Here is a 26178-nt window from a genome sequence, read left to right as displayed (position 1 = left end):
TTCGGTATGCCTGAAAGTTCTGTGGTTATTTTATTTTGACCACCACCAGGGTTACGTCGTCTTCGAATTTTCTGCCTTTGGTAAAGCGATACAATGAATCAATGACGATATTGAGAATACCTTTGGCACTCAGTGCCGCATGGGCACGAATGAGGTCATAGATTTTTTCTTTTCCATACATTTTTCCTTTAACATTTTCAGACTCCCAAACCCCATCGGTTGCCAAAACGATGATCTGTCCCTCTTGAAGACCGGTCTTTTGGTGTTCCTCGTACACCCAGGACGCTTCAACCCCCAGTGGTATGCCCTCACCGTCAAGCGTTTCAAAGGTTCGCTTACTCGGATCGTATAAAATGGCCGGATCCTGACCGGCGCGGACCCATTCCAGAGTTTTATGTCGGACATCGATCCGCAGGTAGAATAAGGTCATAAAATTATGGTATTCTGCGACATCTTTGGCCAGTTGCCGATTTACATCTGAAATGATCTGACCGAGAGTGCCCGGCAACGATACCCGTTGGCGCAAAAATGCCCGTGCGGAGGCCATAAGCAGCGCCGAAGAAATCCCATGTCCGGAGACATCCCCTAAAACGACACTCATCTTCTGGCCGTTGTCAGGATCAAATTCTAAAAAATCATAATAATCGCCGCCGGTCTCATCGCAGTAAATGCTTTTGCCGGCAATGTCCAATCCAGGAATTTCGGGATTCTTGGCGGGTAGAAGTTTCTGCTGAACTTTCATGGCCAGATCCATTGATTGATTCAGGCGCAAATGGTCTTCCAGCTTGGGCCCTATCTGGTTGAACGCCTGAATCACCAGATCGCGCTCATCACCGGTGCGCAACCCCAGTTTAACCGAAAAATCGCCGTCGGACAGCTTTTTGGCAGCTGTGGCAATTCGCAGTAATGATCGCGTAATGATATAAGAACCCAGCAATGCTGCGGCCGCCAGGAACAAAACCGTCAAAAGCGTCGCAGCGCCGGCGAACAGGATCTGTTCTTTGATATAGGTGAAAAACGTTTTACGGGTTTCATCCGGCAAAGCCATAATGGTTGATTTGGGCACCGTAACGACAAACTGGGTCAAATCATCGATGCCGGCATAGGCCCATATGGCTTCAACATCCTGGAAGGGCATAGCTGCATAGCCGGTCTGCCCGACTTTTAATTGCTGAGTAACCGCATCGAGTGCAATTTGATCAGCAGAATGTAGCCAATTACCTGCGGCTATCGGCACCCATGACCCGGCCGCATCTTGATAATCCTTTTTAGCCAGTATCTGCAGTCCGGGCTTACCGGTGTTTGGATTGGCGCTGATAGTGGCGATGAAGGAACGCGCATCTGTCGCCCACAGAGGAGAAAGGGTACTTTTTTTCAGCGCCTCAACAAAAAGGATATCAATGGCAGCAACCCCCCAGAAAGAACCATCGGGCCGATACAGTCGTTTTGAGACCGTAAAGGTCAGAAAACCACTGGCGCTGTTAAGCGCTGGCAGCGTCCAGATGGGTGTTTCTTTGGCATTTTTAAACCAGGACTGCCAGCGCGGGTCAAAACCATCTATGCGGCCGCTATGACCCGGATAAGAGACGCATACGCCCGTTTTAGAGCAGATATGAGCCCATTGCAGGGCGTTGCCAAATTCGTTGGAAAGCTTTCGGAAAGTGGGGGTCATGCGACTCAAAACGGCAATATCCGACGTTACGTTTTTGGCTTCTACGCCGGGCGCCAGTAAAAACACCGGGTGCTTGAAACTGACGGGATTGTCCAGAAACTGTCCGTCATGGGTTTTGAGTCGGTATCTGAACGACGGCAATAAATCCTGGGGCGCGGTTCGGGGATCTTCAAAATCATTAGCAAAATAGATAGGTGCCGGGTCAACAGGCATTTTTCCAAAGGCCAGCTCAGCTTCAGCAGCCAACACTTGCAGATAGAATTCCATGGCTGCCTGGGTGCGCTGGATCATTTTGGCCGAGTTTTGGGCAGTTTGTCGCAACTCCATTCCGACAATATGGGTTAATCGCTGGCGGGCATCCTCCGAAATAGTTTTGCCCAAACGAAAGGTACCCCGCTGGCTGACAACAGTAACCACTACCAGGGGCGTCAAACTGAACACCAGCAGGATAATGAAAAATTTCCAACGTAACCTGATTCTAAACATACCCATTCCGAGCTGAAACGATTAAAAGTCCAGATCAATCCCCTTTGGTCTGCGGCGTGACAACCTATATCGATTTTATCCGACCGTGGCGGCTACTTGAACAGTATTGTAAACGGACACCATTTTGAAATGCAAACAAAAACGCTATCCAATAAGATCAAAACAGCTACACTTTAAATATTTTCGAATATCAGCCGGGGAATTTTGCGTCAATTTGAAAGCCGCATCAATTTGGCGTATAATAGTTAAGATAACCTGTCTCAATAACAGATAATCCGTCAAAGGACGATGCTCGCCGGCAGCATCGCATCGTTTAATGCACTCGACTTACAAGCGCTCAGCAGTAACCGAATCAAAAAACCTACGAATACGATATGCTGTTTTCATGTTAATCGGCATTGTTGCCTTTGGCACCTGCGGCTATTATCTGGTTGAGCACATGCCGCTTTTTGAAGCCTTTTACATGACCATCATCACTATTTCCACGGTCGGTTATGCCGAAATTATACCCCTTTCACAAGCCGGTCGTTCCCTGACCATCATTATCATCATCCTTGGCATCACCGTCGGTGCTTACACCATTGGTTTGCTGGTTCGCGCTTTTGTCGAAGGCGAGCTGACAAAAATAGTCGGGAGAAAAATCGTGCAAAAACAGATCTCTGAATTAAAGAACCATTATATCGTTTGCGGCTTTGGACGCATCGGCCGTATCATTTGCAATGACCTGGCAGCCGATAATATTGACTTTGTCGTCATAGAGCAGGATCCCGCAATTGTCGAACACATCGAGTCTAAGAATTATCTGTTTCTCGAAATGGACGCCACTTCGGAAGAAGCCTTACTCAAAGCCGGTATAATGAAAGCCAAGGGTATCGCGACCGCCCTGCGCTCTGATGCCAATAATGTTTTCATTACATTGACCGCCAAAGGCTTGCGGCCAACTATCTATATTCTGGCAAGGGCCTCACATGAGAACAATGAAGACAAACTTTCACGCGCCGGCGCCAGCCGGGTCGTTTCACCTCATCTGATCGGAGGCAGGCGAATGGCGCAGGTTCTCAAAAGACCGACGGTGGTTGATTTTATCGATATTGCCACCATGGGCAGCTCACTAGGGTTGATGATGGAAGAGGCCATGATCGGAAAAAATTCAGATTTGATCAACAAAAACCTCATCGATAGCAATCTGCGCAAAGATTTTGGGGTAATTATTGTGGCCATCAAAAAAATAGCCGGCAATATGATTTTTAACCCCATGCCCACAGAGACCCTTGAGTCCGGAGATGTCATTGTGGTCATCGGCAAGCGCGAAGACCTGCAGCGCATGAATGCCGTTATGTGAGTTGGGTTACCGAACCCCTTTTCCCATTGCACCCCCCCACCGTAACATCGCCAATTATCGTCATCGATTATCAAACGTTGCCGGCACCCTCATCAGTCTTGAATCCTGCGGCTTTTATTGACACAGGACTGGCAACATGATAGCCGGTAACAGCAAAATCGTCATGGCAATCTTGAAAATACGTCTTGTTCGAAGTTTGACTGCGCCGTGATGTTTAACCTGTAATCGATAAGGGGTCCCATGCGCCAGTATTTCATTCGTTTTTATCGAGCGGCAAAGCTTGATGTCACCTTTTACCAGGAAATCGCTGCAGAACCCGCATTGCTGAACCAGGCCTGGATAACGGTCTTGATTTACGCAATGCTGTCTTCCTGGGGGAGTTTTGCCCGGGCCGGTGCTGTTGGCTCCAATATCGGAATGGTGAGCGCCTTGATTGGCTGGTATATCTGGGTTTTTTCTTCCTATTTTGTAGGAACACGATTTTTAAGCGAAAAACCGATGAACGTGGAACGTAGTGATCGCAAAACGGTGATACGGGCCATGGGATTTGCCTGTGCACCGGGTGCGGTCCGTCTGCTGGGGATCATACCGGGCCTTGGCATGGCGACTTTGGTGTTGTCTTCGATCTGGATGATCGCCGCCGCCACCATTGCAGTAAAAGTGGCCTTAAATTTTGAAAGCACTGCCCGGGCGGCCGGGGTCTGCATCATTGGCTGGATCATCGGCGCCATCTCGCAAGGATTGCTGCTCGTTTTATTACTTTCGGCTTTTGGCGTTTCGTAACCATCACCAGCATTCGTAAAGCGCTTCATCTAATACAGCCGCCTTCCAGTTTTTTTAGCAGCTTCCACGCTGGCGGCGGCTTTGATCGCCGCCCGTTACATAAGCCATATGCCATCTGCTGATCCCTTTAAATTGCAATTTAACAGCCAGACCGTTGTTGCCAAGTTTGTCGATCCATCCGGTGATATCGTTGAACAGCGCATTGAAATCCGCACCAATCCCATAACCGGGCGCACCAGCCGCATCTCAGCAAGCCGAATTAAAGAAAAGGAACCTGGAACCGAGTCCCTGCCCAAGCCGCCGCCGGATGCTGATCAAACGGACACATGCCCTTTTTGCCGGCCGCAGGTAAGCGCTCAAACGCCTCGCTTGCACCCCGATCTGTCGCCTACAGAACGAATCATCCAAGGCAATTCTCTGCTGTTTCCCAATCTGTTTCCATATGGCAGCTATTCTGCCGTCAGCCTTTTCGACAATCAACACTATGTCGAAATTGGCACGGCCACCGCTGATTCCTACGCGAACTGCTTTATCAATTGCAGCCGCTATCTGGCAGACGTTCGCCAACATGATTCCCGAGCGATCTATATGGCCATCACCCAAAATCATCTGCCATCAGCCGGGGGGTCTTTACTTCATCCGCATTTGCAAATAAACGCCGACCGCATCCCGACCAACCATCAGCGCATTTTGCTGCAGCGCGCCAATGATTTTTATCAGCAAGGCGGCCAGCACCTGTTGTCGCATTATCTTGACCACGAGATGGCTGAGCGTTCCCGGTATATTGGAAACACGGGCGCCTGGAAATGGATGGCGGCCTTTGCGCCTGAGGGATTCTTTGAAATCTGGGGTATACTGCCGCTAAAGACATCTTTTCGGCAAGTTAAGGCATCCGAATGGATGGATCTGGCCCGCGGCATACTCAACATTCAACGATTTTACCGTTCGCTGCGCCGCAATGGATACAATCTTGGTATTCTGGCAGTTGAGTTACCTCGGAGCCGTCTTGAACTGCGAGCCGTTATGGTGGTGAGATCGAATTACGCCCCCTGGGTTCGCAGTGATCATACCGGTTTTGAGGTCATGCTGGGTGATATGACCACCTTTAGCGCCCCGGAAGACATCGCCGCCCAGGCACGCCCATTCTTTTAACGCGATCATACTCTTCTCTGTTATCTTCAAGGAAAAAATTCCAAATAGCCGTTAACAATGGTTTCAGGTGTCGGGTGTCAGGTGTCAGGCCTTCGGTGACCAATATCGTACCTTTGCTACTCAGTAGCCATAACGGTCGAATGTTTTTGTTATTTTCATATTTTAGTCTAAATTTCCCTGACACCTGAACACTGAAACCTGAAACCTGCTAAATGCTGACACCCGACACCTGAAACCAGAACCGCCTCGGGCGGAACTTTTGAACCTGACACCTGAATCCGCCTGCGGCGGAACGCCTGACACCTAAATAAAATAGATTTGGACAACTCATAGCTGGGAAGTAACGCTAAGAGGCAAAAGGAATAACAGCTGGCTGAACTATGAAGCGGTTGAGGCTTCCTTGGGGGGATCGATTTCTTTCTGGCGAACGATGTATTCGCTGATACGGTTGCCGTCCATCTCATTGACTGTGATCAGGAAGTGGCCCAGTATAATTTCTTCTTTCTCATGGGGTATTCGGCCGATTTGATTGAGAACATAGCCGGAAAAAGTGTCATAATCCTTTAAGTCCGGTATGTTCATGGGTATCTTCTCGTTGACTTCATCAATTTCGGATTTACCCAGAACGCGCCACTCATGGGGTTTGAGCTTTACAATATTCGGTTCGAAAGTGTCGGTCTCATCAACGATTTCGCCAACGATTTCTTCCAGTGCATCTTCGAGAGTTATCAGACCGGATACACCGCCATGCTCATCAACGATAATGGCCAGATGCTGTTTTCGTGTTTTAAATTGTTTCAGTAAACTATCCAACTTCTTATTCTCGGGCACGAAATAAGGCTTGCGCATGATTTTGCGCACATCAGGCGCTTCATCAGATTTGGCTGTGACCTGATGCATGAGTAAATCTTTGACGTTTAAGATACCCACCACATGGTCGATATTGCCTTCGATAATCGGGATACGGGTATAGCCGGATCGAACGATCTCTTCCAGCTTTAGGACCTCATCTGCATTAATAACGAACATATCGGCTCTGGGCGTCATGATTTCAGACGCATTGGTATCGTCAAATTCAAAAATATTTTCAATCAGTTCCTTTTCTTCCTCTTCAATCCCCCCTTCTTCTTCGACAACTTCAACGAAGGTCATCAATTCCTCTTCGGTCACAATCGGCTTTTTATGGATTTTACCGGTCATTTTGGGAATAAAATTTAGAAATAAAATTATGGGCGTCAATAAAATCGAAAGCCAATACAACGGGAATATGACAAAGCGCGCAATTAAAACATTGTTGCGGGTGGCGATTGACTTGGGAAAAATTTCACCAAAAATCAGAATCAGGAAGGTCATGATTCCAGTGGCGATGCCCACCGCATGGCTTGCGACCAGATCGATGGTGATAGCGGTGGCGATGGCAGAAGCACCGACATTGACAAAGTTATTGCCTATCAGAATGGTTGACAGAAGCCGGTGCGGGTCGTCCTTCATTTTTTTTATCAGCCGATTGGTCGCCCCTTTTTGTTTGGCCAGATGAATGGCCCTGGCTTTGCTGATGGAAAACAGAGCGGTTTCAGCGGAAGAGAAAAATCCGGAGAGTAAAAGCAGAAGAATTAGGATGAAAACTTGGTTCGATAGCATCAATGCTGTTAACTCTAACCTTTAGGTTGAGCGGCAATCCCTACGTCCTGCACCGGTGATGAGAAAACTCTGTCACAAAGCAAGACGCAGGCCACAAGCGTTCTTGGGCTTGCACTCCAATTTAAAAGTTCGGGTTGGAGGCTGAAATAGGGTCAATAACCTCTTTCAGTTTGCTAATATAATGATATTCCGCGATCCTGTCAATTGAGAGCGCCCAAGAAGATGAATTCTTCTATCGCCAGGCACTCAATGCCGGTTTTCAAAAATCAATGCGTAGCAATCCCGCTTTTAAAATCAGACCAGCGATGGGCGCCGGCGCTGACGCTTGGTGCTGAATCCAATTAAAAACCCCACAATCAATACCGCCGATCCGGCCAGAAACCACTTTATAGCGTAATTCATTTCCATCTTGGTCAACTGTTCTTCAAGCGTTTGGGCCTTTTCGGTTTGTTTAGCCAGTTGTGAAGCCGCTCGATCATAATTGGCCTTGAGAGTTAAAAATTCGGCGGCTTCCGTTTTGAGGGTTTCATATTCGCTGGTGGTTTTTTGCATCTGATTTTGCGTGGTCTGAAACTCGCTTCTGAGCCTTTTGCTTTCGGCTTTGAGCTTATTGTTTTCCTCAAGCAAGGCGGCGGCCTGGGCCATTAGGTTTTTATGCTTGGTATCCAGCCGTTCCAGTCTCAGGTTATGGGTTGGATTAGGGGTTAGATAGCGACTCAGGACCCAGCCCTCTTTTCCATCGGCCATGGTGACCTGGGACCATTCATCACCGGGGTTCACAACTTCAACTGTCTGACCGGATTGAAGCACTGCCAGTATTTTGTTTCCGGTGCTCGGCCCGGATCGCAACGTTATTTTCAAATTGTCAGAAATAAACATGGTTTCCGCCTGTATCGCAGTGGCACATAGACTTAAAATCAATAACAGCCCACAGACTCCGAAACGTTTGAACGAAAAATTCATAACAGGCCCTTTCAGATTCGATATTTTAGCATTCATTAAATTGGGATAAACGGCGGATCTGTTATAGGTGTCAAAAAGCGCTCTGATTTTCAAACGATTTTTTATATGACCCCTTATACCGCAATGCGGTCCTTTGGAAAATGGCGATATAAAGCCGTACCAAATGCTTGCGGTGCGGATCGATCCGATTTTTTAAAACAAAAATCTGCTCTGTGTCTTATTTTACAACATTCTGTCAAATTAGACAAATTAAACATAACGCCTTTAAATTTATTGACAAACGTGTTAATTATACGCTAAGTTTTTGGTCTTAAATGGAAGGTGTCAGATTTTTCTAGTGGTTGTTGTTTACGCTAATTCTTTAATGCGGGTGGTGTTCCTATATGATCGCATATGATCTGCAATGTGTCCAAGGCCATTCTTTTGAAGGCTGGTTTGAAGACAGCAATGCCTATGAAGGTCAGAAAAAGAAAGGCTTGATCGCCTGTCCGGTGTGCAACAGTACCGGTGTATCTAGAATCCCCTCCACCTTTGCGATCAAATCCTCACAAATACCGAAAAAGGTTTCGCTAGAGGAAGCACAACTGAAAAAAGTTGGCAAAGAAATAGTTGATTTTGTTGATAAAAATTTCGACGACGTCGGCTGCGACTTTGCAAAAGAGGCCTTAAAAATCCACTATGGTGTTGAAGAGCCGCGTAATATTCGCGGCGTGAGCACCAAAGAAGAAGAAAAAATGCTTCAAGAAGAAGGCATTGAATTTCTTAAAATCCCCATGCCGGAGAGACCGGACACCGACGCCTAATCCTTTCAATTATTTTCACTAATCATTCTAATTATTCCGCCTTAAAACTGTTTTTGGGAAATTGATCTTACAGGTTGAGCCCGTTACCGGCTTGCCCGCCTCAGGCGGCTAACCTGTAAAACGATCTATTATTTTTGGATATAGCTCTTTTCTTACATTTTTCCCCAATAAGGTTGAATATATCTTTACAGGAGTGCGCGGACGGCGGCGTCGGCAACTTCGAGCAGAAGAGTTGGATAAATACCCAGCCCAACCATAACCAAAATCAGTGTGCCGGTGAGCAATTTTAGTGAGGGGGACAGCTGCAGGTCAGGCTGGACGCTATCCGGTTTGAGCAAATAAGCGGCTTTTAAAACCAAAAGATAATAATAAAGAGAAATCAAAACATTCAGCATCGCAATCAGCACCAACGTAAAGTACCCCTGCTCCATGGCTGCCACAAAAACAAAGAGCTTGGCGCTGAAACCAATCGTTGGTGGTATGCCTGCCAGGCTAAAAATAGATACCATCAGGGCCATTGCCAGTAGTGGAGAACGCTGATGCAGTCCGGCCAGCTCATCTACCTGGATGTTGCGTCCATCATCGGCCACCTTTACAACTACCAAAAAGGCGGTGAATTTCATGATCAGCAAGGATCCGGCATAAAAAATGGCGCTGCCGTAGCCAGCGGCGCTCATGCTTAGGATACCGATTAACAGGTAGCCGCCGTGAGCCACCGTTGAGTAGGCCAGCAGCCGTTTGACATCTTTTTGGACGATGGCGGCCAAATTGCCGACAGTCATCGAAATAATCGCAAGGGTCACCAATGCGTGCGCCAGATAATTGCTGGCATCATCGCCACCCACAGAGGCGATCATACGGATTAACAGGGCAATGGCGGCTACCTTGGAGGCGGTGGCGATATAAGCGGTCACCTGATGGGCGGCGCCCTGGTATACATCCGGCGCCCAGAAATGAAAGGGGAAAACCGCCAGTTTGAAAAAGAACCCGCTGAGGGTCAGCAGCAGCCCGAGGATAACAGCAGGTTTATCGATAACCGCAGGGATGACCCGCAGCATATCATCGATATGCGCCGCCTGTGTGGTTGCATATAGTAACGCCAGACCAAAGAGCATTACAGCCGAGGCGGTGATGCCAATCAGAAAATATTTCATCGCGGCCTCAATGCCCAATTCTTTATCGCTTCGTAGCGCCACCAGAATGTACAGGGCATAACTTGAGAGCTCAAGCGATACATAAATCGCCAACAGGTGCCGGCTGCTGACAAGCAGCAGCATTGCCAGGGTGCAGACAAACAGGAGCAGATAAAAATCTGAATGGTGCTTTTCACGGACACCGCTTAAATTGGCACACAGGCAAATGATCAAAAAGAGCCCTAGGGACAGCAACACCTTAAATACCTGTGAGAACAGATCAATCTGATAGGTGTTGAAAAACAGCAGCCCGCCCGATCTGACCGTCATCAGGCTCACCAATACACCGCCGGCGGCCAGAAACAAGGCGCTGAAATAATCGCGCCTGGCGCGGGTTGGCGGCAGCATTGAGAGTGCCAGGAACCACAGACTTGCCAGAAGATAATAAATTTCAGGGCTGAATATCATCCACTTCATCAGGGTAACCCGTTAATGAATGGAATGGTTGCTGTATCGATTACATCAAATAGCAAAGACGGAAAAAGGCCAAAAATTACCAGGACCGCCAATAGAATCATGCGCGGAATTCCCAGTCGAAGGGATACATCCGGCAGTTGTTCAAATTTGGTGTTTTTCGGACCGTAAAATGTTTTTTGCACAATCCGCAGCATAAAAAGGGCGCTGACCACCAGGGCAGCAACAGCTATCGAACCGCGAATCGGATAGACCTTGAAAGCTGAGATGAAAACCACCAACTCTCCCCAGAAACTGGCCAGGCAGGGGATCCCCATACTGGCCATGGCCGCCACGATAAAATACGTCGACGCCACCGGCATAATACGGCTTAAGCCACCCAACTCGTCAATTGCCTTTGTATGGGTTCGGTCGTAAATATAGCCCACCGACGAAAAGAACAGCGCCGTCATTACCCCATGAGCAAACATCTGAAAAATAGCGCCGTTCAGTCCGTCAACGCTAACCGTTGACAGCCCCAGGCCGACAATGCCCATGTGGGAAACACTGGAATATCCAATCACATATTTAAGATCGGTTTGGCGCAGACCCGCCAGCGCACCATAAACAATGCCCACAGCAGCCAAAGACGCCATCAGATTCGACCAGTATTGCCAGCCCTCCGGGCAAAGCAGAATCGCCACTCGCAACACGCCAAATGCGCCGATTTTCATCAACACACCGGCATGCACCATGCTGACGGCATGCGGGGCGGCAACATGGCCGACCGGTGACCAAGTATGGAAGGGCCATACAGCAGCCAGAATGCCAAAGCCTATAAAAAGCAAAATAAAGGCAAATTTCTGCTGGTCGGCACTGAAAGTTCCCGGCTGCATCAGGGTGACGAGGTCAAATGTATGCAGGCCGGATTTGACAAATAGATAAACAATCGCCGGTAAGATTAGCGCACTGCCGGCCAGCAAGTACAGGGTCAACTTCATGGCAGCATATTCTTTGCGCGTTGTTCCCCAGACAGCGATCAGCAAATACATCGGAAACAGCGATACATCATACCAGACGAAAATGAAAAACAAGTCCAGGCTCATAAAGAGCCCAAACACACCGGTGACCATCACAAAATACAGTATGTAAAACTCTTTGACACGGTTTTGCATTTCCCACATCGTCAGCACACCTGTGAAAAACACAATTCCGGTCAGCAATAAATTGGGCAAGTTGAATCCGTCGGCCGCATTAAAATAGGTGATCCCTACAGACTCGACCCAGACGACTTTTTCAACAAACTGGAGCCCGCCTTGGCTTTTGTCATATGCAAAAAACAAGTACAGGGACAGTACCAGTGTGATGCCGGAAAAAATCGCCGCCACCCATTTGATCGCCTGCGAATGGCGTTCAGGCATAAAAAGCATCACCAAAACGCCAATGACGCAACTTAGCAAGATGCATGTCAGATATGGAAATTCGGCAATCGCCATTTTCTCGGCTCACATCCTTAAAATATGAAATATACAGCCAACAAAACCAGAACAATAAAAATAACCAGCAACCGGTACTGCACCATCCCCAGATGCAGACGGGATAAAATCCGGCCGCTGGCAATAGTTGCGTTGCTTAGACCGTCAATGCTGCCATCGATGACATGATCATCGTTTTGCTTACAAAAGTTGGCCAATCCTTTATAAACGATGGTGTTCAGGCACAGGCGATAGAAATCATCGATATACCAGCGACGGGCAAAAAGGGTTTTCAGCGCCGGCATTTTTTCCACGAACCCCACCCTTGCGGCGTTTCGGCGGCCAAATTCAAACCAGGCCAGGCCCACCCCGGCTGCTGCGATCGCCAGAGCCACAAACGGCAGCCACCCGTGGTGGGCAGTCCCCTGCTCAGCAAGGGTGCTTTGACCGGTTAAAAAGTGGTCCAGCGGCTCCTGATATAAACCCAGCACGGCAGTTACGGCTGCTAAAATGATCAATGGCCAGGCCATCAGTCCATAATGGGTGCTATGGTGATCACTGGCATGGCCCTGCGCTGATGCGTTTGAAGCCGGTGGCTGGGCCGTATCGGGAAACATCAGAATGAAGATCAGGCGGAAGGCATAATAAGCGGTCAAAAATGCGCCCAGCAATCCCGCCACCAACCAGATAGGGTTGTCTAATTCCGCCAGCCCGGCCAGAATTAACTCTTTGCTGAAAAACCCGGACAATGGCGGCAGGCCGGCCAGAGCAGCCGCGGCGATAATGATACAGATGGTGGGAATTTTTAGGCTGCGACCGCCCCGGTCGCTGATCTCAAAAATATCATTGGATTCGTAGGCGTGAATAAAAACCCCGGAACACAAAAAGAGCAATGCCTTAAATCCGGCATGGGTTGTCAGGTGATAAACACCGGCGAAATAGCTGCCGGCCGCAAGACCCATGATCATAAAGCCCAGCTGGCTGATGGTCGAATAAGCCCATACCTGCTTGATATCCCGGCTGACCATCGCCATGGTGGAAGCCATCAGCATGCTGATGGTGCCGATCACCAGAAAAATCAGCATGGCCGTCGGCGACAGGCTAAAGTATGGAAACAGACGGGCAAACAGATAGACACCGGCGGCAACCATGGTGGCTGAGTGCAGCAGGGCGCTGACCGGCGTGGGGCCTTCCATGGCGTCCGGCAGCCAGGTCAACAGAGGAAATTGAGCGCTTTTACCCACAATACCGCCAAATATCAGCAAAGCTGACAGCGTAATGTAAACCGGCGGCATTTGGGCGCGCACATGCGGTCCGTTGATGTCCAGTATGTTCAAATTGCCCAGATACACCAACACCAGCAGCAACCCGATAAAAAAGGCGACATCGCCGAACCGTGTCATAACAAATGCTTTTTTGCCGGCCTCTGTCGCGCTGAACTTTTCATACCAAAAACCGATCAACAAATAGGAGGAAAGCCCCACCAGCTCCCAGAAAATGTACAATTGAAGCATTGTGGGCGCCAGGGTCAGACTCATCATTGCCCAGGCAAAGAGTGACATAAATGCGTAATAACGGGAAAAGCCCGGATCCCCGGCCATATAACCGATGGAATACACCTGAACCAGAAAACTGATCACCGTCACCACAACCAGCATCAGCAGACTGACCGGATCCAGCAGATACCCAAAGGGGATTTGAATGTCACCGGAGACCACCCAGCGGAAGGTAAAGGTAATCGGAGATGTCAGCCCCCAGTGTTTGACCATCAGAAAAAGAGCGCTGACCAATGAGATACCAATCGCTGCGATCGACAATCCTGCCGAAAACCGCGGCCAGGCGCGGGTAAACACCATAATGATGATGAAAGCCGACAGCGGCAGCAGAGTGGTCAGCAGGGCTGCAATCAAGGTCGGATCGTTAATCACTGGTGAAGCCATTTAGTCCTTTCGATTTGATCGGTTTAAAGCAGCTTCCGTTGTCAATATTCAGTAGGTTTCGGGTGTCAGGGTCGATTAGAAGGGCTGACACCAGAATCCGTCTGCGGCGGAACACCTGACACCTTGGTTTTCGCGTTTTAGAATTTCACAATCTAGATCTTGCCATTAGCGTCCTTTACTTAAGGAGGTTATACCTTGCTGGATCAAATGACCCGGTACGCCGATATGCATAAATGATCAATGCCAATCCAATGGACACCTCGGCTGCGGCCACGGCCAAAATGAAAAGCACAAACACCTGGCCTTCAAGGTGCTGCCAGCGTAAAGCCGCTGCGACAAAGGCGATCGAGACGCCGTTTAACATAATTTCAACCCCCAGGACCATCATGATCAAATTGCGTCGCACCACAACACAAAACATCCCCATCAAAAATAGGATCCCGGCTAAAATGAGTGCATGGCTGAATGGAACGATCATGCGCTGTCCTCGCCTTTCTTGCGCCCCAGATATAGGGCACCTACCAGGGCCACCAACAACAACACGGATATAATCTCAATTGCAAGCCAGTGCCGTTGAAACAGATAGGCGCCGAATGCTTCAGGGCTGGCCAGTGCGACTTCAAGCATAACGTCGCTGCCCGGAGCCGAAGATATAATGACAGCACCGATGATCAGATAGACCACACCCATCAGGGCAATCGGCAACCATTGCTGAATCGGAAACAACTGCCCTTCGGCTGTGTCCATTTTGACCATCATGATGATAAATAAAAATAAAATCATAATGGCGCCGGCATAGATAATCACTTCCAATACTGCCAGAAGGGGCGCCCCAAAGAGGTAAAACAGCATGGCGCTGCCAAAAAAGGAGAACACCAGATACACCACGGCATGCACCAGATTCCGGCGTGTAATCGCCAAACCGGTGGTCAAAACGATAATGGCGGCTAGAATGTAGAATATGATTGCGTAAATGGTCATTTATCCAATTTTTCCATCAATGGGCGTTGGATTGGAAAATGTTTACCCCAATATTTTAGTGGTTTCAGGTGTCCTGTCTTCGCTCTGCGAGCTTCGCCGCGGCAAGCAGGTGTCAGGGTCTATTAGAAAGGCTGACACCTGAACACTGACACATGACACATGACACATGACACATAACACAAAAAATTATTGTATTTTTTTACAAAAGTAAAACTGGTTTTAAACGTTTGAATTTTGTTTGAGGGCAAGGCGTAAGCCGTTTTAAAAACGGAGCGTACACGGTAGTACGCGAGTATTTTAAAACGGTTTATAACACAGCCCTCGAGCAAAAGATGAATGTTTTAAAACAGTTTTAAGGTAGATTAGTCTTTATATTGACCGGCTTCGCCTCCTTTTCATGCTCCCCTTTATTGCCTGCATCTGTGGCCACTCCTGCATATTTGTAAAAATTATATTCTTTATCTTTGCCCTGGTGGTCCACCAGCAGGTCTTTTTTTTCATAGACAAAGGCCAGGATGTCATTTTTGCAGTTTTCAAACTGCGGGGTTAGCTGAATGGCCGACGTCGGGCAGGCCTCCTCGCACAGACCGCAGTAAATGCAGCGCGCGAAGTTAATGCGAAACCATTCGGCATATCGTCGGCCGCCCTCACCTTCGGCAGATTGCATGGATATGCAACTGACCGGGCAAACCGCCGAGCACAGATAACAGGCCACGCAGCGCTCAGCACCGTCCGGATCCCGGGTTAAAATGATACGCGCCCGGCTGCGCGCCGGCAACGGACGTTTATATTCTGGATATTCTTCCGTTATCGGTTTTCGAAAGAGATGTTTAAATGTTGTCGCAAAGCCAGTCGCAAGCGCTTTGATTGCTTCAATTGCTTCGGTCATAATTATTAGGATTCCATTTCACATCAAGTTATTGTCTGCTTCTGGCGACTGGCCTCTGGTCGCTGGCTGTTAGTACTGAACTTGTGCCAGTAGCCAGCAGCGAGCAGCCAGGAGCAATTGCCTATTTAGGCAATATGAGCAAAATTGCTCCCGTTACCATAATATTGATAAGTGACAATGGTATGAGCACCTTCCAACCCAGCGCCATAAGCTGATCGTAACGCAGCCGCGGCAGGGTTCCGCGCACCCAAATCATGATCAATGCCACAAAAATCATTTTGATAAACAACCATACCGGCGCCGGTAAGATCGGCCCCCGCCAGCCTCCTAAAAACAATACCGCCACCAAAGCACCCAATACCTGCAGGTGAACATATTCACCCAGAAAAAACAGCCCAAATCGGATACCGCTATATTCGGTGTGATAGCCGGCGCCCAGCTCATTTTCAGCTTCAGGCATATCAAAAGGAATACGTTTGCTCTCCGCCATGGCACTGATCATAAAAATGACAAATGCAAACGGCTGAAGGATAACAAACGGGACCTTGGCCTGGGCATTGACGATATCAACGATGCTAAAAGAACCCGCCAACATGATAACCGGAACCAAAGAAAGCCCTAAGGCCAGCTCGTAACTGATCATTTGAGCCGCACCCCGGATTCCGCCCAGCAGGCTGTATTTTGAGTTGGAGGCCCAACCCCCCATGGCGACACCGTATACACCTAAAGATGACAGGGCAAAAATATACAGCAAGCCTACATTGAGGTCGGTAATGACAAGCGGGATCTGCCGACCCCAGAGCGTTATATGACTGCCGAAAGGAACAACCGCAAACATCATCAGGGCTGTAGTGGCTACCACAGCAGGTGCCAGCAGGAAGATGAAGCGGTCAGCAGTCGCTGGAACAATATCTTCCTTGATGAGCATCTTGATGCTATCTGCTATCGGCTGCAGCAGGCCATATTTTCCGGCCCGGTTCGGGCCGTAGCGGATCTGCAAACGGGCTAAAAACTTGCGCTCCACCCACACTAGATATGCGGCCAGCAACAACAGCGCCAGAAGCACTAAACCCAATTTAACGATCAAGATGATGAATCCCACAAACCAGTCTAGCATGCTGTTTGCCTGTTGTCTGTTGTAAGTTTTTGGTTGCTATAAAGAATCATTCAAGTGTTTTTGCTGAATTGTTTAATTTGCGTATCTGATCTTTGGTAACCAATTCAGGATCGGTGTTCATTATTTGCCACCCCAACTCTGGGCTACGGGGAATTACCAGCATTCCGGAAGCCATGTTCTCAGCCACCTGTAATTGGGCCGTTATCGTTCCGCTTTGCAATTCAACAGCCACCTGATCCCCATCAGCCAGGTTTAGCTGTTTGGCGTCAGTTGATTGCATGAAAATACCGGGCGTGCAAGCCAGTTCCTGCAAGCACGTTGAATAAGCAGAGAGTTCTTCGGTCCCAAAGGTTCGCTCAACCATCAGAATCTCTAACTGGCCCTCTTTTGCCAAGCCGCTGTTTATCTGTTGGCGCTCAAACTGCCCCTGGGATTGAAGCGCTTGGAAAAAGCGGGCTCCCTCTGGCGGAATTTCTGCAAAACTTGGCAGCGCTTTAAATCCGGATTCATTTTTGACCAGCCATTGCCTTATCTCAGCCCTCAAATTATCTGTGTCCGATTGTGGCTGGCTGTCTATCAAATGAGCCAGCCATTGCCAGGCTGCCTGAGGTTCAGAGCCCGGGATTTGCGTGCTGTATACCCGGGGGGGGTGATCTCCGCCACCTGTCTGCGTGATAGGAATACCACCCCGATAGGCAGGTCCTACAACCTGGGCTCTGCCTTCCTGATTGATGTAGATGCCTCCGCTTTCATAAAGGGTTGTTGTCGGCAGAAAAATATCTGCTTTCTCGGCCACCTCGGAATTGAGATAATCCATTACGACTAACAACTCTAACTGCTGCAGAGCCTGTTCAAGTCGCTTTCGGTTCGGGAACTGCCACAGCGGATTATTTTCAACCAGGATCAGCCCTTTGATCGAACCCTGCTCAATAGCACTGATGAGTGCTGCCACGGAATGGTTTTCATCTGCAAGCAGTCCCGCCGCAAACCCATTGGCACCGGGCATCAGATAAAACAGGCCGCAGGATTTTCCGGCGGTCTTTAACAGTATGGCGACATCGGCAGCCATTATCGGTGTTTGCTGGTGCACCACTTCCGTACCGCATACAATTACAGGTTGCTGACAGGCCCTCAGCTTTTCAGCCAGGGCAACGAGGTCTGCTTGCCGAGCGTCTGAGATCTGTTCGATGGTTGCAAGGGCCTCATACCATTCGCGCGCTGACCCGTCCAAGTTTTTTCTGGTTTCCGGCTCAAGGGCTGCGCGGATCATGGCGCCAAAATCGGCAGAAGCCGCATCCGGATTGGCGGGCAGATGCGTGAATTCAAATGGCATAAATATGGGCCGCGGATCGAAAACAGCAACTGTCGCGCCTTTGCGCACAGCCTGGCGCAGAGCCAGCGCCAGCATGGGCGCTTCGTTCAGCGGATCAGCACCCAACACTGCAATAAAATCAGCTGATTCAATTTCACGCATTGAGATCGTCAGGTCCGAATCGAGTCTGGAAATGGCTGTTTTTACTTTGCGACTGATGGCTTCATCAACAAAGTACGCCGGTGGCTGCCAGCTGTTTTCCTGGCTGACGTGTTTGACCATGGCCAGCGTTTCAAGGCTGCTGCGGTTCGAACCGACACAGGCTACCGCCTGTTCACCATCTTGGTGAGTAATGGCGTCCAGTCGTTGTTTTAAAGCTGCAAGCGCCTGGTCCGGGGATGCGGTCTGACCGTCTACACGCGCACAGCGGGGACGTTGTTCCTGACTGTTATAAAGAAAACCATAGCGGCCGCGATCACAAATAAAATACCCGTTGATGACTTCGCTCAGACGGGCTTCTTGTCTGACGACTTTGCGATAACGACTGCTGGCGATGGTATGGCAGCCCAGGGAGCAATTGATGCACAGCGACGGGCTGCGCTCATAATCCCAGCGCCGGCCAACATAGCGTGAAGGTTTATCGGTGTAAACGCCAGTAGGACATATATCAATGAGGTTGCCTGAAAAGGGGCTTTCCAAGATGCCTTCCTGATAGCGCCCGAAATAGGTCTGGTTGGCGGATTGCATTGCGCCCAGATCGCGGTAACCGCCGAATTCCTGATAATATCGCGAACAGCGATAACAATGGATGCAGCGGTTCATTTCATGCTGAATCAACGGCCCCAGATACTGGTCTGGATAGGTGCGTTTTTTGCCCGGATATCTTCGGATGCCGTGGCCGCCGGATACCGTCATATCCTGCAGAAGACAATGTCCGCCAGCATCGCAAACAGGGCAATCATGAGGGTGGTGCAGCATAAGCCACTCGATCACGGATTTGCGAAATGCCACCGCTTCTTCATCGATCGTCGATACCACCATGTCATCCTGGGCATCGACCATGCAGCTCATCTGAACCCCTTTAAACGGACCCTGTAAAAACTTAACCGCACACACTCGACAAGCCCCTACAGATCCCAAAGCGGGATGATAACAAAAGCGCGGAATCATGATCCCCAGCTGTTCGGCCGCATCGATCACCTTGGTGCCTTCGGCAACCTCAATTTCGCGATCGTCGATGATAATCTTTGGCATCTGTATGTCCGTGGTCCGTCGTCCGTCGTCCGTTGTTTCAGATTAGCAAATATTAACTGTTTAACTGCTTATAACAATTTTTATACTAAGTAGAAGCAGTCTTAAATGGACATGTCTTCTGATGAATATGTGCCTCAACTTCTTCCCGGAAATGGGTCAACAAGCTTTGCAAGGGTGCTACAGCTCCGGGTGCAAAAGCGCAATAGGCGCTCCACAAATGTTTGCCCATCTCTTCCAAGATCGGTATATAATCTTGTTCGCCATCACCATTTTCTATTCGAGCGAGCAAATCCCGGACGTAGGGCAGACCTTCCCGGCAAGGGGTGCACCAACCGCAGGATTCGCGCGCGAAAAAATCGGTCAAATTCAAGGTGGCATCCACTAGGCACGTGTGTTGGTCAAACACCATAATGGCACCGGTACCCAGGCGGTTACCTGCCTTTTTTAGAGATTCAAAATCCATCTCAATGTCATAGTGCTCCCTGGGCAAAAAGCCGGTGGATGCGCCGCCCGGCAGGCAGGCCTTAAATTCAGAGCCCTCGGGCATACCACCGGCAATCTTTTCAATGATCTCACTCAACCGGACGCCGATGGGCAGTTCATATGCCCCCGGCCGGTTGACCTTGCCGCTGATACAAAATATTTTGGTCCCTGCACCGGTATCGGTGGTGGCAAGACCTTTAAACCAATCCGGTCCATGGCGTATAATATGCGGTATGTAGGCAAAGGTTTCGACATTGCTCAGCACGGTAGGCAGATCCCACAGACCTTTTTCGGTCGGATACGGGGGCGGCTGCATTGGATTTGGTCGTTTGCCCATCAGCGCATTCAATTGCGCGGTAACCTCCCCGCAGATATAGCGCCCGCCGCTGCGATGCACAACGATATCCAGGGAATAGTCACTGCCCAGTATGTTAGTGCCCAGATAACCCGCTTCTTCAGCCAGTTTTAGTTCTCGTTCCAGAATTTTGGCCCCGCTTTCATACTCGGGCCGGATAAAGATAATGCCTTTTTCGGCTTTGATGCTGTAACCGGCAATGATCATACCCTCAATCATCATGTGCGGGTTGGTATGGATCAACACGCGATCTTTGAATGTTCCGGGCTCCATTTCATCCGCATTGCAGACAATGTACCTTGGAAGGGGGGCATCTGTGGCAACTGTTTTAAGTTTAAAACCCGTTGGGAAGGCGGCACCGCCCCGCCCCAACAGATTGGAATCATCAACCATTTGGATGGTATCAGATTCACTATGCTGTTTGAGGGTCTCTTTCAGGGCCTCATAGCCACCGTTTTGCTCGTATTCTGCCAGCGTGTTGATGCGGTCCGGCTTGCGGTTTTCCAAAAGTATCTGCGGATACGTTTCCATAAATTCTCTAAATTTTTTAATTTAAGAATTCACCACAGAGTTCACAGAGAGCACAGAGAAAAATTCAAATACTATTTACCAAAAAATTTGTGTCTAGATGAATCTCTGTGTGCTCTTTGTTCTCCGTGGTAAAATATCTATTTTTCAGCTTCGGATCGAAGCTTTTCTAAGATCTTATCGATTGTTTCCGTCGTAAGAGGGCCATAAACCTTGCGGTTGATCAGCATGGCCGGCGCCCGATCACAATATCCAATACAACAGACCGGCAAAAGCGTAAACAAACCGTCAGCTGATGTGCCGCCCACATCGATATCCAGTTTTTGACAGAGATAATCCTTTACGGAATCATATCCGTCCATCCAGCAAATCAGACTGTCGCAAACATGGATCACGTATTTGCCCACCGGCTCACGATAAATAAAGGTATAAAATGTCGCTAGCTCTTCCACTTCGAGGGCAGACATACCCAGCAGTGCCGCTGTCTGTTCGACGGCTTCATCGCTTAAATAGCCATAGTGATCCTGAAGGGCCAGCATGGCATCAACCACCAGCTCCCGCGGGTGATCGGCATGCGCGATCTTCTCTTCTAATGATTTTTTAACGTCACCCGGCAGCATAAGATGTCTTTATCTATTAGCTTAGTTTATGAAAGGTGTCAGGTGTCAGGACACTGTGTTTCACATCGAGACCTAATATCTATCTTGGAACGCTGGTTGCCTTCAGATTTCAAGGCAAAAATTAGGCCCGTCGGGCCAGAGACTGACACCTGACACCCGACACCTGAACACATCAAAACTTTAACGATCAATATCCGGCAAAATATAATCAACTGAGCCGATAATGGCGATTAAATCGGCAATGCTCTCCCCCACCGCCAGCAACGGCATCACTTGAACATTGGCAAAGCCAGGGCCGCGAATCCGCACCCGATAAGCATAACCCAGGCCGTCACTGACGACATAGTAGCCCTGTTCACCGCGCGGAATTTCACAGGCAGCGTGGGCCTCGCCGCGTGGAATTTTGGGGCCCCGGGTGACGTTGATATAATGATGAATGAGGCTTTCGATATCTTTGAGCATATCCTCTCGCCCGGGGATCGCATAGCGGTAATCATCGGTAACGTAACGGCCAGAGGGCATGTTATTGGCCGCCTGGTCAATGATCTGGATACTTTGTCTCATCTCCTCTATCCGCACCAGGTAACGCGCATAACAGTCGCCTTCAGTGGCGGTAGGAACCTCAAACTCAAAGTTTTCGTATCCTGAATAGGGCATTTTTTTGCGCAAATCCCAATCCAACCCACAGCTGCGCAAGTTAGGACCCGTCACTCCCCAGTCCATGGCTTCTTGTAAGGAAATGCGGCCAACTCCCTGGGTGCGGGCTTTAAAGATCGGATTTTTGCGAATTAAATTTTCATATTCAGTCAAACGCTGTGGGAATATGTTGACGAACTGATCAACCGCTGCTTTCCAGCCCTCGGGCAAGTCTGCGGCCACACCACCGATTCTAAACCAAGAAGGGTGCAAGCGACCACCGGTAATCAGCTCCACGATGTCCAGAATCATCTCTCGCTCTCGAAAGGTGTAAAAATTCGGTGTCATGGCGCCCACGTCATGGGCATAGGTGGCCAGCCAGACCAGATGGTTGCTCAGGCGGAACAACTCACTGAGCATCACCCGAATCACCTGGGCCCGCTGCGGCACTTTGATGTCCGCAAGGCTCTCTACTGCCAGCAGATAGGGCAAATCATTGGCCGCACCCGCCAGGTAATCCACCCGGGCCAGATAGGGGATGAACTGGTGCCACGTCTGACGCTCACCGATTTTTTCAACAGCTCGATGGTGATAGCCAATTTCCAATTCCAGCCCCGCAATTTCCTCTCCGTTCAATGAAGCGATATAGCGCAACAACCCGTGGGTGCTGACATGATGAGGGCCGATGTTGAGGATCAACGGCTGCTCACCGTCACCGGTTTTAGCATAGACGCCCCCGTCTAAGGGCTGCAGTTTCTCGGCATCTTCGCGTGTATAGGGCGCCATTTCGGTCGCTCGGCCCGGGTGGCTTTTGCGCAATGGATGCCCCTGCCAGTCAGGCGGCATGATGATGCGGCGCAGATTGGGATGGCCCTCAAAATGAACACCCATCAGATCAAACACTTCGCGTTCATACCAGTTGGCCGAAGGCCAGATGTCGGTAATGCTTTGGATGCTGGGTGTTTTACTGTTTAAAGGGACTTTGAGCCGTATGCGGCTGGCCGAATCGTAGGACAGCAGATGATAGACCATGGTGTAGTCCGGAAAATTCTCCGGCTGCCGGCGAGCGGATTCGTCGATGGCTGTCAAATCGTCCAGGCGCTGATATCTGGGTGTGGCCTCATGCTTCAGGTATTGCAGCACATCGATAAGTCGGTTTTCGGTGACCTGCAATGTGAGCATGTCAGATGCGGGCGCTACGGGTTGCAGCGCATCACCAAATCGGGCACTCAGCGCTTGCGATAATTCTTGATCGGATGAATTGAGTTCGATCTGCCGTGCAGGCGGTGTCCACATCAGATCCGAGCGGCTGCCCCAGAAATCAGGAGGCACAACCGATGTGCCCCGGATAGCTGTTCCCTGCATGCCGGGTCCGCGAGGATCCCGCAATTTGGTCTGGCCGTCTACCCGCAGGGGTGTAACACTTCCCTGGGTTCCGCCTTTTAAATGGAATATGGGACGGGTGGGACTTTCGGTTTCGATTTTTTTCTGTAGCTCCACAATGCCTTGCAGAACGGCCTCCGGCCGCGGCGGGCAGCCAGGTATATACACATCTACCGGAAGGATCTGATCGATGCCTTGCACGACACTATAGACGTCATACATACCACCGCAGTTGGCGCAGGAGCCCATTGAAATCACCCATTTGGGTTCGGCCATTTGCTCGTACAAACGCAAGACAACCGGGGCAATCTTTTTAAAAACCGTACCAGAAACAACAAGCAGATCGGCCTGTCGTGGAGAGGGGCGCAACACTTCGGCACCGAAACGGGCCAAGTCGTAACGAGCTGTCAAAGCGGTTGCTTTTTCAACAAAACAGCATGAGAGCCCGAAAAACATCGGCCAAAGGCTGTATTTGCGTGCCCAGTTAATTAAGGCATCGGTGCCGCTTAGCAAGCGGTCGCTTAATCCTTGTGGGTTAGTGGACCCCAATCGAGCCCCCCCTTTCGCCAAACGTATAATAAACCCAGCAGCAACAAGACGATAAAAAATGAAATTTGCAGCCAGCCGGCCCAACCGAGTTTGCCATGAGCGATGGCCCAGGCAAAAATAAAAGCACCCTCGACATCAAATATCAGAAAAAAAATAGCCACCAAATAAAAAGGGACCGGATACTGCAGACGGGCGCTCCCGGTGGGAATGATACCGCTTTCATAAGGTCTCAACTTTTCAGCTGTTTTCTTCTTTTCCCCGAGCCAGACCGCAATAAATAGCTGAGATGCAACAAAAATGAGAATCAGCACGACATAGATCGCCAAGCTGAAAACGTTGGGTTCCCAAGGAGATAATGCGCCGGATGCAATAATCGATTCCATAGCGTCACCGCTGTCGTTTTGATCTGCGGTATCAAAAAAGATCTAATGCAAAAAGAGAGTTAAGATAAAGTGGATGCTTGTTGCTAATGCAACTGCAAAGTATTGAATAAAGACAACATATATTCAAGGTGATTTCGCTGGTAGCTGCGTGCGAATTTGTTTATATAGATTAGCACCAACGAAATTGCAAGGTAAATCAAGGGCAAATCTGTGCGATCTTAAAGCCTTGCAGCAAAGGAAAACACCAAAGTGGTTTACGGTTCTGAAGCCAGAATCCAAGAGGCCGCATCATATAGATCCGCGGCCACATAATCGGCCCCCAATTTGGCAGCCGCCAGATCCGATTGGGCTTGTTGATAGTTACCGGTCTTCACCAGAATCGAGCACCCGCATCCTGCGTTGTGAGCACACTCGATGTCCCGGGCACTGTCTCCAACCATTATGCTCGCCGCCAGATCAATATGATACTTTAATTGGGCCTGAACGATTAGGCCAGGGGACGGTTTGCGACAATCGCAGCCATCTTGCGGCATATGGGGGCAGAAAAATATATCACATATATTGCCGCCCTTTTGTTCAGCAGCCGCTTTAAGTTTCGTATGAATGTGTTCAAGTTCGGTTAGGGTAATGAGTTGCCGCGGCAGCGCCGATTGGTTAGTAATCACCATAATGGTGTAACCGGCGGCGGTCAAATCGCTCAGTGCTTCTAAACTGCGGGGCACAAATTTAAATTCCGACCAGTTTTTGATGTAGGCATCAGAGTCCTGGTTGATGGTACCATCTCGATCGAGAAAAACCACTTTCTTCAGCAAAATAGTCAGCTCCCCAATTGTGTGTTAAGCAGTGATCACGAGCAACTGCCTGGACGCCAATCGCCCATTGATTTTTTTTAATTAATTAGTACGAATCACTGTAGAGACGATAAAGAGCCGATTGGTTGATAAAAATTACAAATAACCGCAGAGTCGAGCTACGGATTGTTACGCCTGTCTATTCAGCAACCAGGATGGGATCGACGAAGCCGTCTTGTATCAGAATTTTTTCCTGCTCAATGGCTTCTTCCAGGGTCGTAAACCGGCCGACCCGCACGCGATAAAAGACCTGATCGCCGCGGTCATATGTCACAATATGAGCGTTTTTATAGCGGAGCGCCAGTTGGCGCCTTTGTTTCTCAGCATTTTCACGACTCACGAAAGCACCGACCTGAAAAGTGAAATTGCCAGTAGAGTAATCGCCGGCTTTGTAAGTCGACGCCGAAGTGCCGGAAGTTGTTGTTCGTTTGCCCAGAGCAACGACTTCAACTCTGGCGGTACCCGGGCCGACGATACCAATTTGTTTAGCAGCCGTATAGGATAGATCGATTATTCTGCCGCGCACAAAAGGTCCGCGATCGTTGATGCGCACCTCCACGCTGCGATTGTTTTCCAGGTTCAGCACCCGAACATAAGTGCCCAGCGGCAAGGTTTTGTGCGCCGCGGTCATGGCATACATATTATAGATCTCACCGTTGGACGTTTTTTTGCCGTGAAATTCGCGCCCGTACCAGGAGGCCAATCCCCTTTGACGGAAACCTTCCGAATGGGGCAGTGGCTGATACCACTTGCCAAGAACTTTATAGGGTTTGGGTTGGCCGGGCTTGCTGGGCGGTGGCGGTTGTGAGGTCTGGGGCTCGCTCGCACAGCCGAAACACCAGAAAACAAAGCTGGCACAAACCAGAATGAAACCTAAACTACTTAAACGAATGCGTAGACGTCGGATGCCATACATAACCATTAATTCTTTAGCCGGCAGGATCGTTGATACCGCCAATTCCAATGACGCTTCAGGTGAAGGAACGATTTCCGG

At 49.4% G+C, this 26178-nt stretch carries 21 protein-coding genes; 4 read left to right on the top strand and 17 right to left on the bottom strand.

Annotation, left to right across the window (positions count from 1 at the left end; all coding sequences use genetic code 11):
* Window positions 1-25: 25 nt before the first annotated feature.
* Window positions 26-2158, bottom strand: a complete 2133-nt coding sequence (locus QNJ26_17625; GenBank protein MDJ0987364.1) for a SpoIIE family protein phosphatase — start codon at window positions 2156-2158, stop codon at window positions 26-28.
* A 385-nt stretch (window positions 2159-2543) separates the two neighbouring features.
* Here QNJ26_17625 and QNJ26_17620 point away from each other — a divergent pair, with 385 nt between their 5' ends.
* The 3 genes from QNJ26_17620 to QNJ26_17610 all read left to right on the top strand — a co-directional run bounded on the left by QNJ26_17620 (window position 2544) and on the right by QNJ26_17610 (window position 5435).
* A complete protein-coding gene (locus QNJ26_17620; GenBank protein ID MDJ0987363.1) occupies window positions 2544-3500 on the top strand; it encodes a potassium channel protein in 957 nt (318 codons plus the stop codon).
* Window positions 3501-3740: 240 nt separating this feature from the next.
* Entirely contained in the window at window positions 3741-4283 is a 543-nt protein-coding gene (locus tag QNJ26_17615; protein ID MDJ0987362.1) for a YIP1 family protein, read from the top strand.
* A gap of 108 nt (window positions 4284-4391) precedes the next feature.
* On the top strand, window positions 4392-5435 hold the full coding sequence (locus tag QNJ26_17610) for a galactose-1-phosphate uridylyltransferase (protein MDJ0987361.1): 1044 nt from the start codon (window positions 4392-4394) through the stop codon (window positions 5433-5435).
* 378 nt (window positions 5436-5813) lie between these two features.
* On the opposite strand, the gene QNJ26_17605 is transcribed toward QNJ26_17610, so the two are convergent.
* Window positions 5814-7076 (bottom strand): hemolysin family protein, encoded by a 1263-nt coding sequence (locus QNJ26_17605; protein MDJ0987360.1) that lies wholly within the window; start codon window positions 7074-7076, stop codon window positions 5814-5816.
* 294 nt (window positions 7077-7370) lie between these two features.
* Complete coding sequence (locus QNJ26_17600; protein ID MDJ0987359.1) at window positions 7371-7955, bottom strand: TIGR04211 family SH3 domain-containing protein; 585 nt, start codon at window positions 7953-7955, stop codon at window positions 7371-7373.
* Window positions 7956-8422: 467 nt separating this feature from the next.
* On the opposite strand from QNJ26_17600, the gene QNJ26_17595 reads away from it, so the two are divergent.
* The gene (locus QNJ26_17595; protein ID MDJ0987358.1) at window positions 8423-8842 is read left to right on the top strand and encodes a DUF1178 family protein; all 420 of its coding nucleotides are present in this window, start codon (window positions 8423-8425) and stop codon (window positions 8840-8842) included.
* Window positions 8843-9027: 185 nt separating this feature from the next.
* On the opposite strand, the gene QNJ26_17590 is transcribed toward QNJ26_17595, so the two are convergent.
* From QNJ26_17590 to QNJ26_17525, 14 genes are all read right to left on the bottom strand, one after another.
* Window positions 9028-10452 (bottom strand): NADH-quinone oxidoreductase subunit N, encoded by a 1425-nt coding sequence (locus QNJ26_17590; protein ID MDJ0987357.1) that lies wholly within the window; start codon window positions 10450-10452, stop codon window positions 9028-9030.
* Window positions 10452-11924: an NADH-quinone oxidoreductase subunit M gene (locus tag QNJ26_17585; GenBank protein MDJ0987356.1), complete on the bottom strand. Its 1473-nt coding sequence runs from the start codon at window positions 11922-11924 to the stop codon at window positions 10452-10454. The genes QNJ26_17590 and QNJ26_17585 overlap by 1 nt, the downstream gene beginning before the upstream one ends.
* 17 nt (window positions 11925-11941) lie before the next feature.
* Window positions 11942-13843 (bottom strand): NADH-quinone oxidoreductase subunit L, encoded by a 1902-nt coding sequence (locus tag QNJ26_17580; protein ID MDJ0987355.1) that lies wholly within the window; start codon window positions 13841-13843, stop codon window positions 11942-11944.
* Between the two features lie 175 nt (window positions 13844-14018).
* Window positions 14019-14321, bottom strand: a complete 303-nt coding sequence (nuoK, locus tag QNJ26_17575; GenBank protein ID MDJ0987354.1) for an NADH-quinone oxidoreductase subunit NuoK — start codon at window positions 14319-14321, stop codon at window positions 14019-14021.
* A complete protein-coding gene (locus QNJ26_17570; GenBank protein ID MDJ0987353.1) occupies window positions 14318-14824 on the bottom strand; it encodes an NADH-quinone oxidoreductase subunit J in 507 nt (168 codons plus the stop codon). Before QNJ26_17570 ends, nuoK begins: the two co-directional genes overlap by 4 nt.
* A 352-nt stretch (window positions 14825-15176) precedes the next feature.
* Complete coding sequence (nuoI, locus tag QNJ26_17565; GenBank protein MDJ0987352.1) at window positions 15177-15713, bottom strand: NADH-quinone oxidoreductase subunit NuoI; 537 nt, start codon at window positions 15711-15713, stop codon at window positions 15177-15179.
* 121 nt (window positions 15714-15834) lie between these two features.
* Window positions 15835-16830: an NADH-quinone oxidoreductase subunit NuoH gene (nuoH, locus tag QNJ26_17560; protein ID MDJ0987351.1), complete on the bottom strand. Its 996-nt coding sequence runs from the start codon at window positions 16828-16830 to the stop codon at window positions 15835-15837.
* A gap of 46 nt (window positions 16831-16876) precedes the next feature.
* On the bottom strand, window positions 16877-19396 hold the full coding sequence (gene nuoG / locus QNJ26_17555) for an NADH-quinone oxidoreductase subunit NuoG (GenBank protein ID MDJ0987350.1): 2520 nt from the start codon (window positions 19394-19396) through the stop codon (window positions 16877-16879).
* 85 nt (window positions 19397-19481) lie between these two features.
* Entirely contained in the window at window positions 19482-20765 is a 1284-nt protein-coding gene (locus tag QNJ26_17550; GenBank protein MDJ0987349.1) for an NADH-ubiquinone oxidoreductase-F iron-sulfur binding region domain-containing protein, read from the bottom strand.
* 137 nt (window positions 20766-20902) lie between these two features.
* Entirely contained in the window at window positions 20903-21382 is a 480-nt protein-coding gene (nuoE, locus tag QNJ26_17545) for an NADH-quinone oxidoreductase subunit NuoE (GenBank protein MDJ0987348.1), read from the bottom strand.
* 180 nt (window positions 21383-21562) lie between these two features.
* A complete protein-coding gene (locus QNJ26_17540) occupies window positions 21563-23914 on the bottom strand; it encodes an NADH-quinone oxidoreductase subunit B/C/D (protein MDJ0987347.1) in 2352 nt (783 codons plus the stop codon).
* A gap of 8 nt (window positions 23915-23922) precedes the next feature.
* The gene (locus QNJ26_17535) at window positions 23923-24333 is read right to left on the bottom strand and encodes an NADH-quinone oxidoreductase subunit A (protein MDJ0987346.1); all 411 of its coding nucleotides are present in this window, start codon (window positions 24331-24333) and stop codon (window positions 23923-23925) included.
* A 254-nt stretch (window positions 24334-24587) separates the two neighbouring features.
* Window positions 24588-25145 (bottom strand): D-glycero-beta-D-manno-heptose 1,7-bisphosphate 7-phosphatase, encoded by a 558-nt coding sequence (gmhB, locus tag QNJ26_17530; protein MDJ0987345.1) that lies wholly within the window; start codon window positions 25143-25145, stop codon window positions 24588-24590.
* Between the two features lie 178 nt (window positions 25146-25323).
* On the bottom strand, window positions 25324-26148 hold the full coding sequence (locus QNJ26_17525; protein MDJ0987344.1) for a septal ring lytic transglycosylase RlpA family protein: 825 nt from the start codon (window positions 26146-26148) through the stop codon (window positions 25324-25326).
* Window positions 26149-26178 lie beyond the last annotated feature (30 nt).

This window comes from Desulfobacterales bacterium (assembly GCA_030066985.1).
GTDB lineage: Bacteria > Desulfobacterota > Desulfobacteria > Desulfobacterales > JAHEIW01 > JAHEIW01.
The sequence above is the reverse complement of the archived record's forward strand: the minus strand, read 5'-3'. Positions and strand labels throughout refer to the sequence as shown.

Excerpts from the sequence above, each read along its gene's own strand:
- QNJ26_17625 (MDJ0987364.1), bottom strand. The coding sequence starts at position 2,158 with ATGTTTAGAATCAGGTTACGTTGGAAATTTTTCATTATCCTGCTGGTG.
- QNJ26_17620 (MDJ0987363.1), top strand. The coding sequence starts at position 2,544 with ATGTTAATCGGCATTGTTGCCTTTGGCACCTGCGGCTATTATCTGGTT.
- QNJ26_17615 (MDJ0987362.1), top strand. The coding sequence starts at position 3,741 with ATGCGCCAGTATTTCATTCGTTTTTATCGAGCGGCAAAGCTTGATGTC.
- QNJ26_17610 (MDJ0987361.1), top strand. The coding sequence starts at position 4,392 with ATGCCATCTGCTGATCCCTTTAAATTGCAATTTAACAGCCAGACCGTT.
- QNJ26_17605 (MDJ0987360.1), bottom strand. The coding sequence starts at position 7,076 with ATGCTATCGAACCAAGTTTTCATCCTAATTCTTCTGCTTTTACTCTCC.
- QNJ26_17600 (MDJ0987359.1), bottom strand. The coding sequence starts at position 7,955 with ATGTTTATTTCTGACAATTTGAAAATAACGTTGCGATCCGGGCCGAGC.
- QNJ26_17595 (MDJ0987358.1), top strand. The coding sequence starts at position 8,423 with ATGATCGCATATGATCTGCAATGTGTCCAAGGCCATTCTTTTGAAGGC.
- QNJ26_17590 (MDJ0987357.1), bottom strand. The coding sequence starts at position 10,452 with ATGAAGTGGATGATATTCAGCCCTGAAATTTATTATCTTCTGGCAAGT.
- QNJ26_17585 (MDJ0987356.1), bottom strand. The coding sequence starts at position 11,924 with ATGGCGATTGCCGAATTTCCATATCTGACATGCATCTTGCTAAGTTGC.
- QNJ26_17580 (MDJ0987355.1), bottom strand. The coding sequence starts at position 13,843 with ATGGCTTCACCAGTGATTAACGATCCGACCTTGATTGCAGCCCTGCTG.
- nuoK (MDJ0987354.1), bottom strand. The coding sequence starts at position 14,321 with ATGATCGTTCCATTCAGCCATGCACTCATTTTAGCCGGGATCCTATTT.
- QNJ26_17570 (MDJ0987353.1), bottom strand. The coding sequence starts at position 14,824 with ATGACCATTTACGCAATCATATTCTACATTCTAGCCGCCATTATCGTT.
- nuoI (MDJ0987352.1), bottom strand. The coding sequence starts at position 15,713 with ATGACCGAAGCAATTGAAGCAATCAAAGCGCTTGCGACTGGCTTTGCG.
- nuoH (MDJ0987351.1), bottom strand. The coding sequence starts at position 16,830 with ATGCTAGACTGGTTTGTGGGATTCATCATCTTGATCGTTAAATTGGGT.
- nuoG (MDJ0987350.1), bottom strand. The coding sequence starts at position 19,396 with ATGCCAAAGATTATCATCGACGATCGCGAAATTGAGGTTGCCGAAGGC.
- QNJ26_17550 (MDJ0987349.1), bottom strand. The coding sequence starts at position 20,765 with ATGGAAACGTATCCGCAGATACTTTTGGAAAACCGCAAGCCGGACCGC.
- nuoE (MDJ0987348.1), bottom strand. The coding sequence starts at position 21,382 with ATGCTGCCGGGTGACGTTAAAAAATCATTAGAAGAGAAGATCGCGCAT.
- QNJ26_17535 (MDJ0987346.1), bottom strand. The coding sequence starts at position 24,333 with ATGGAATCGATTATTGCATCCGGCGCATTATCTCCTTGGGAACCCAAC.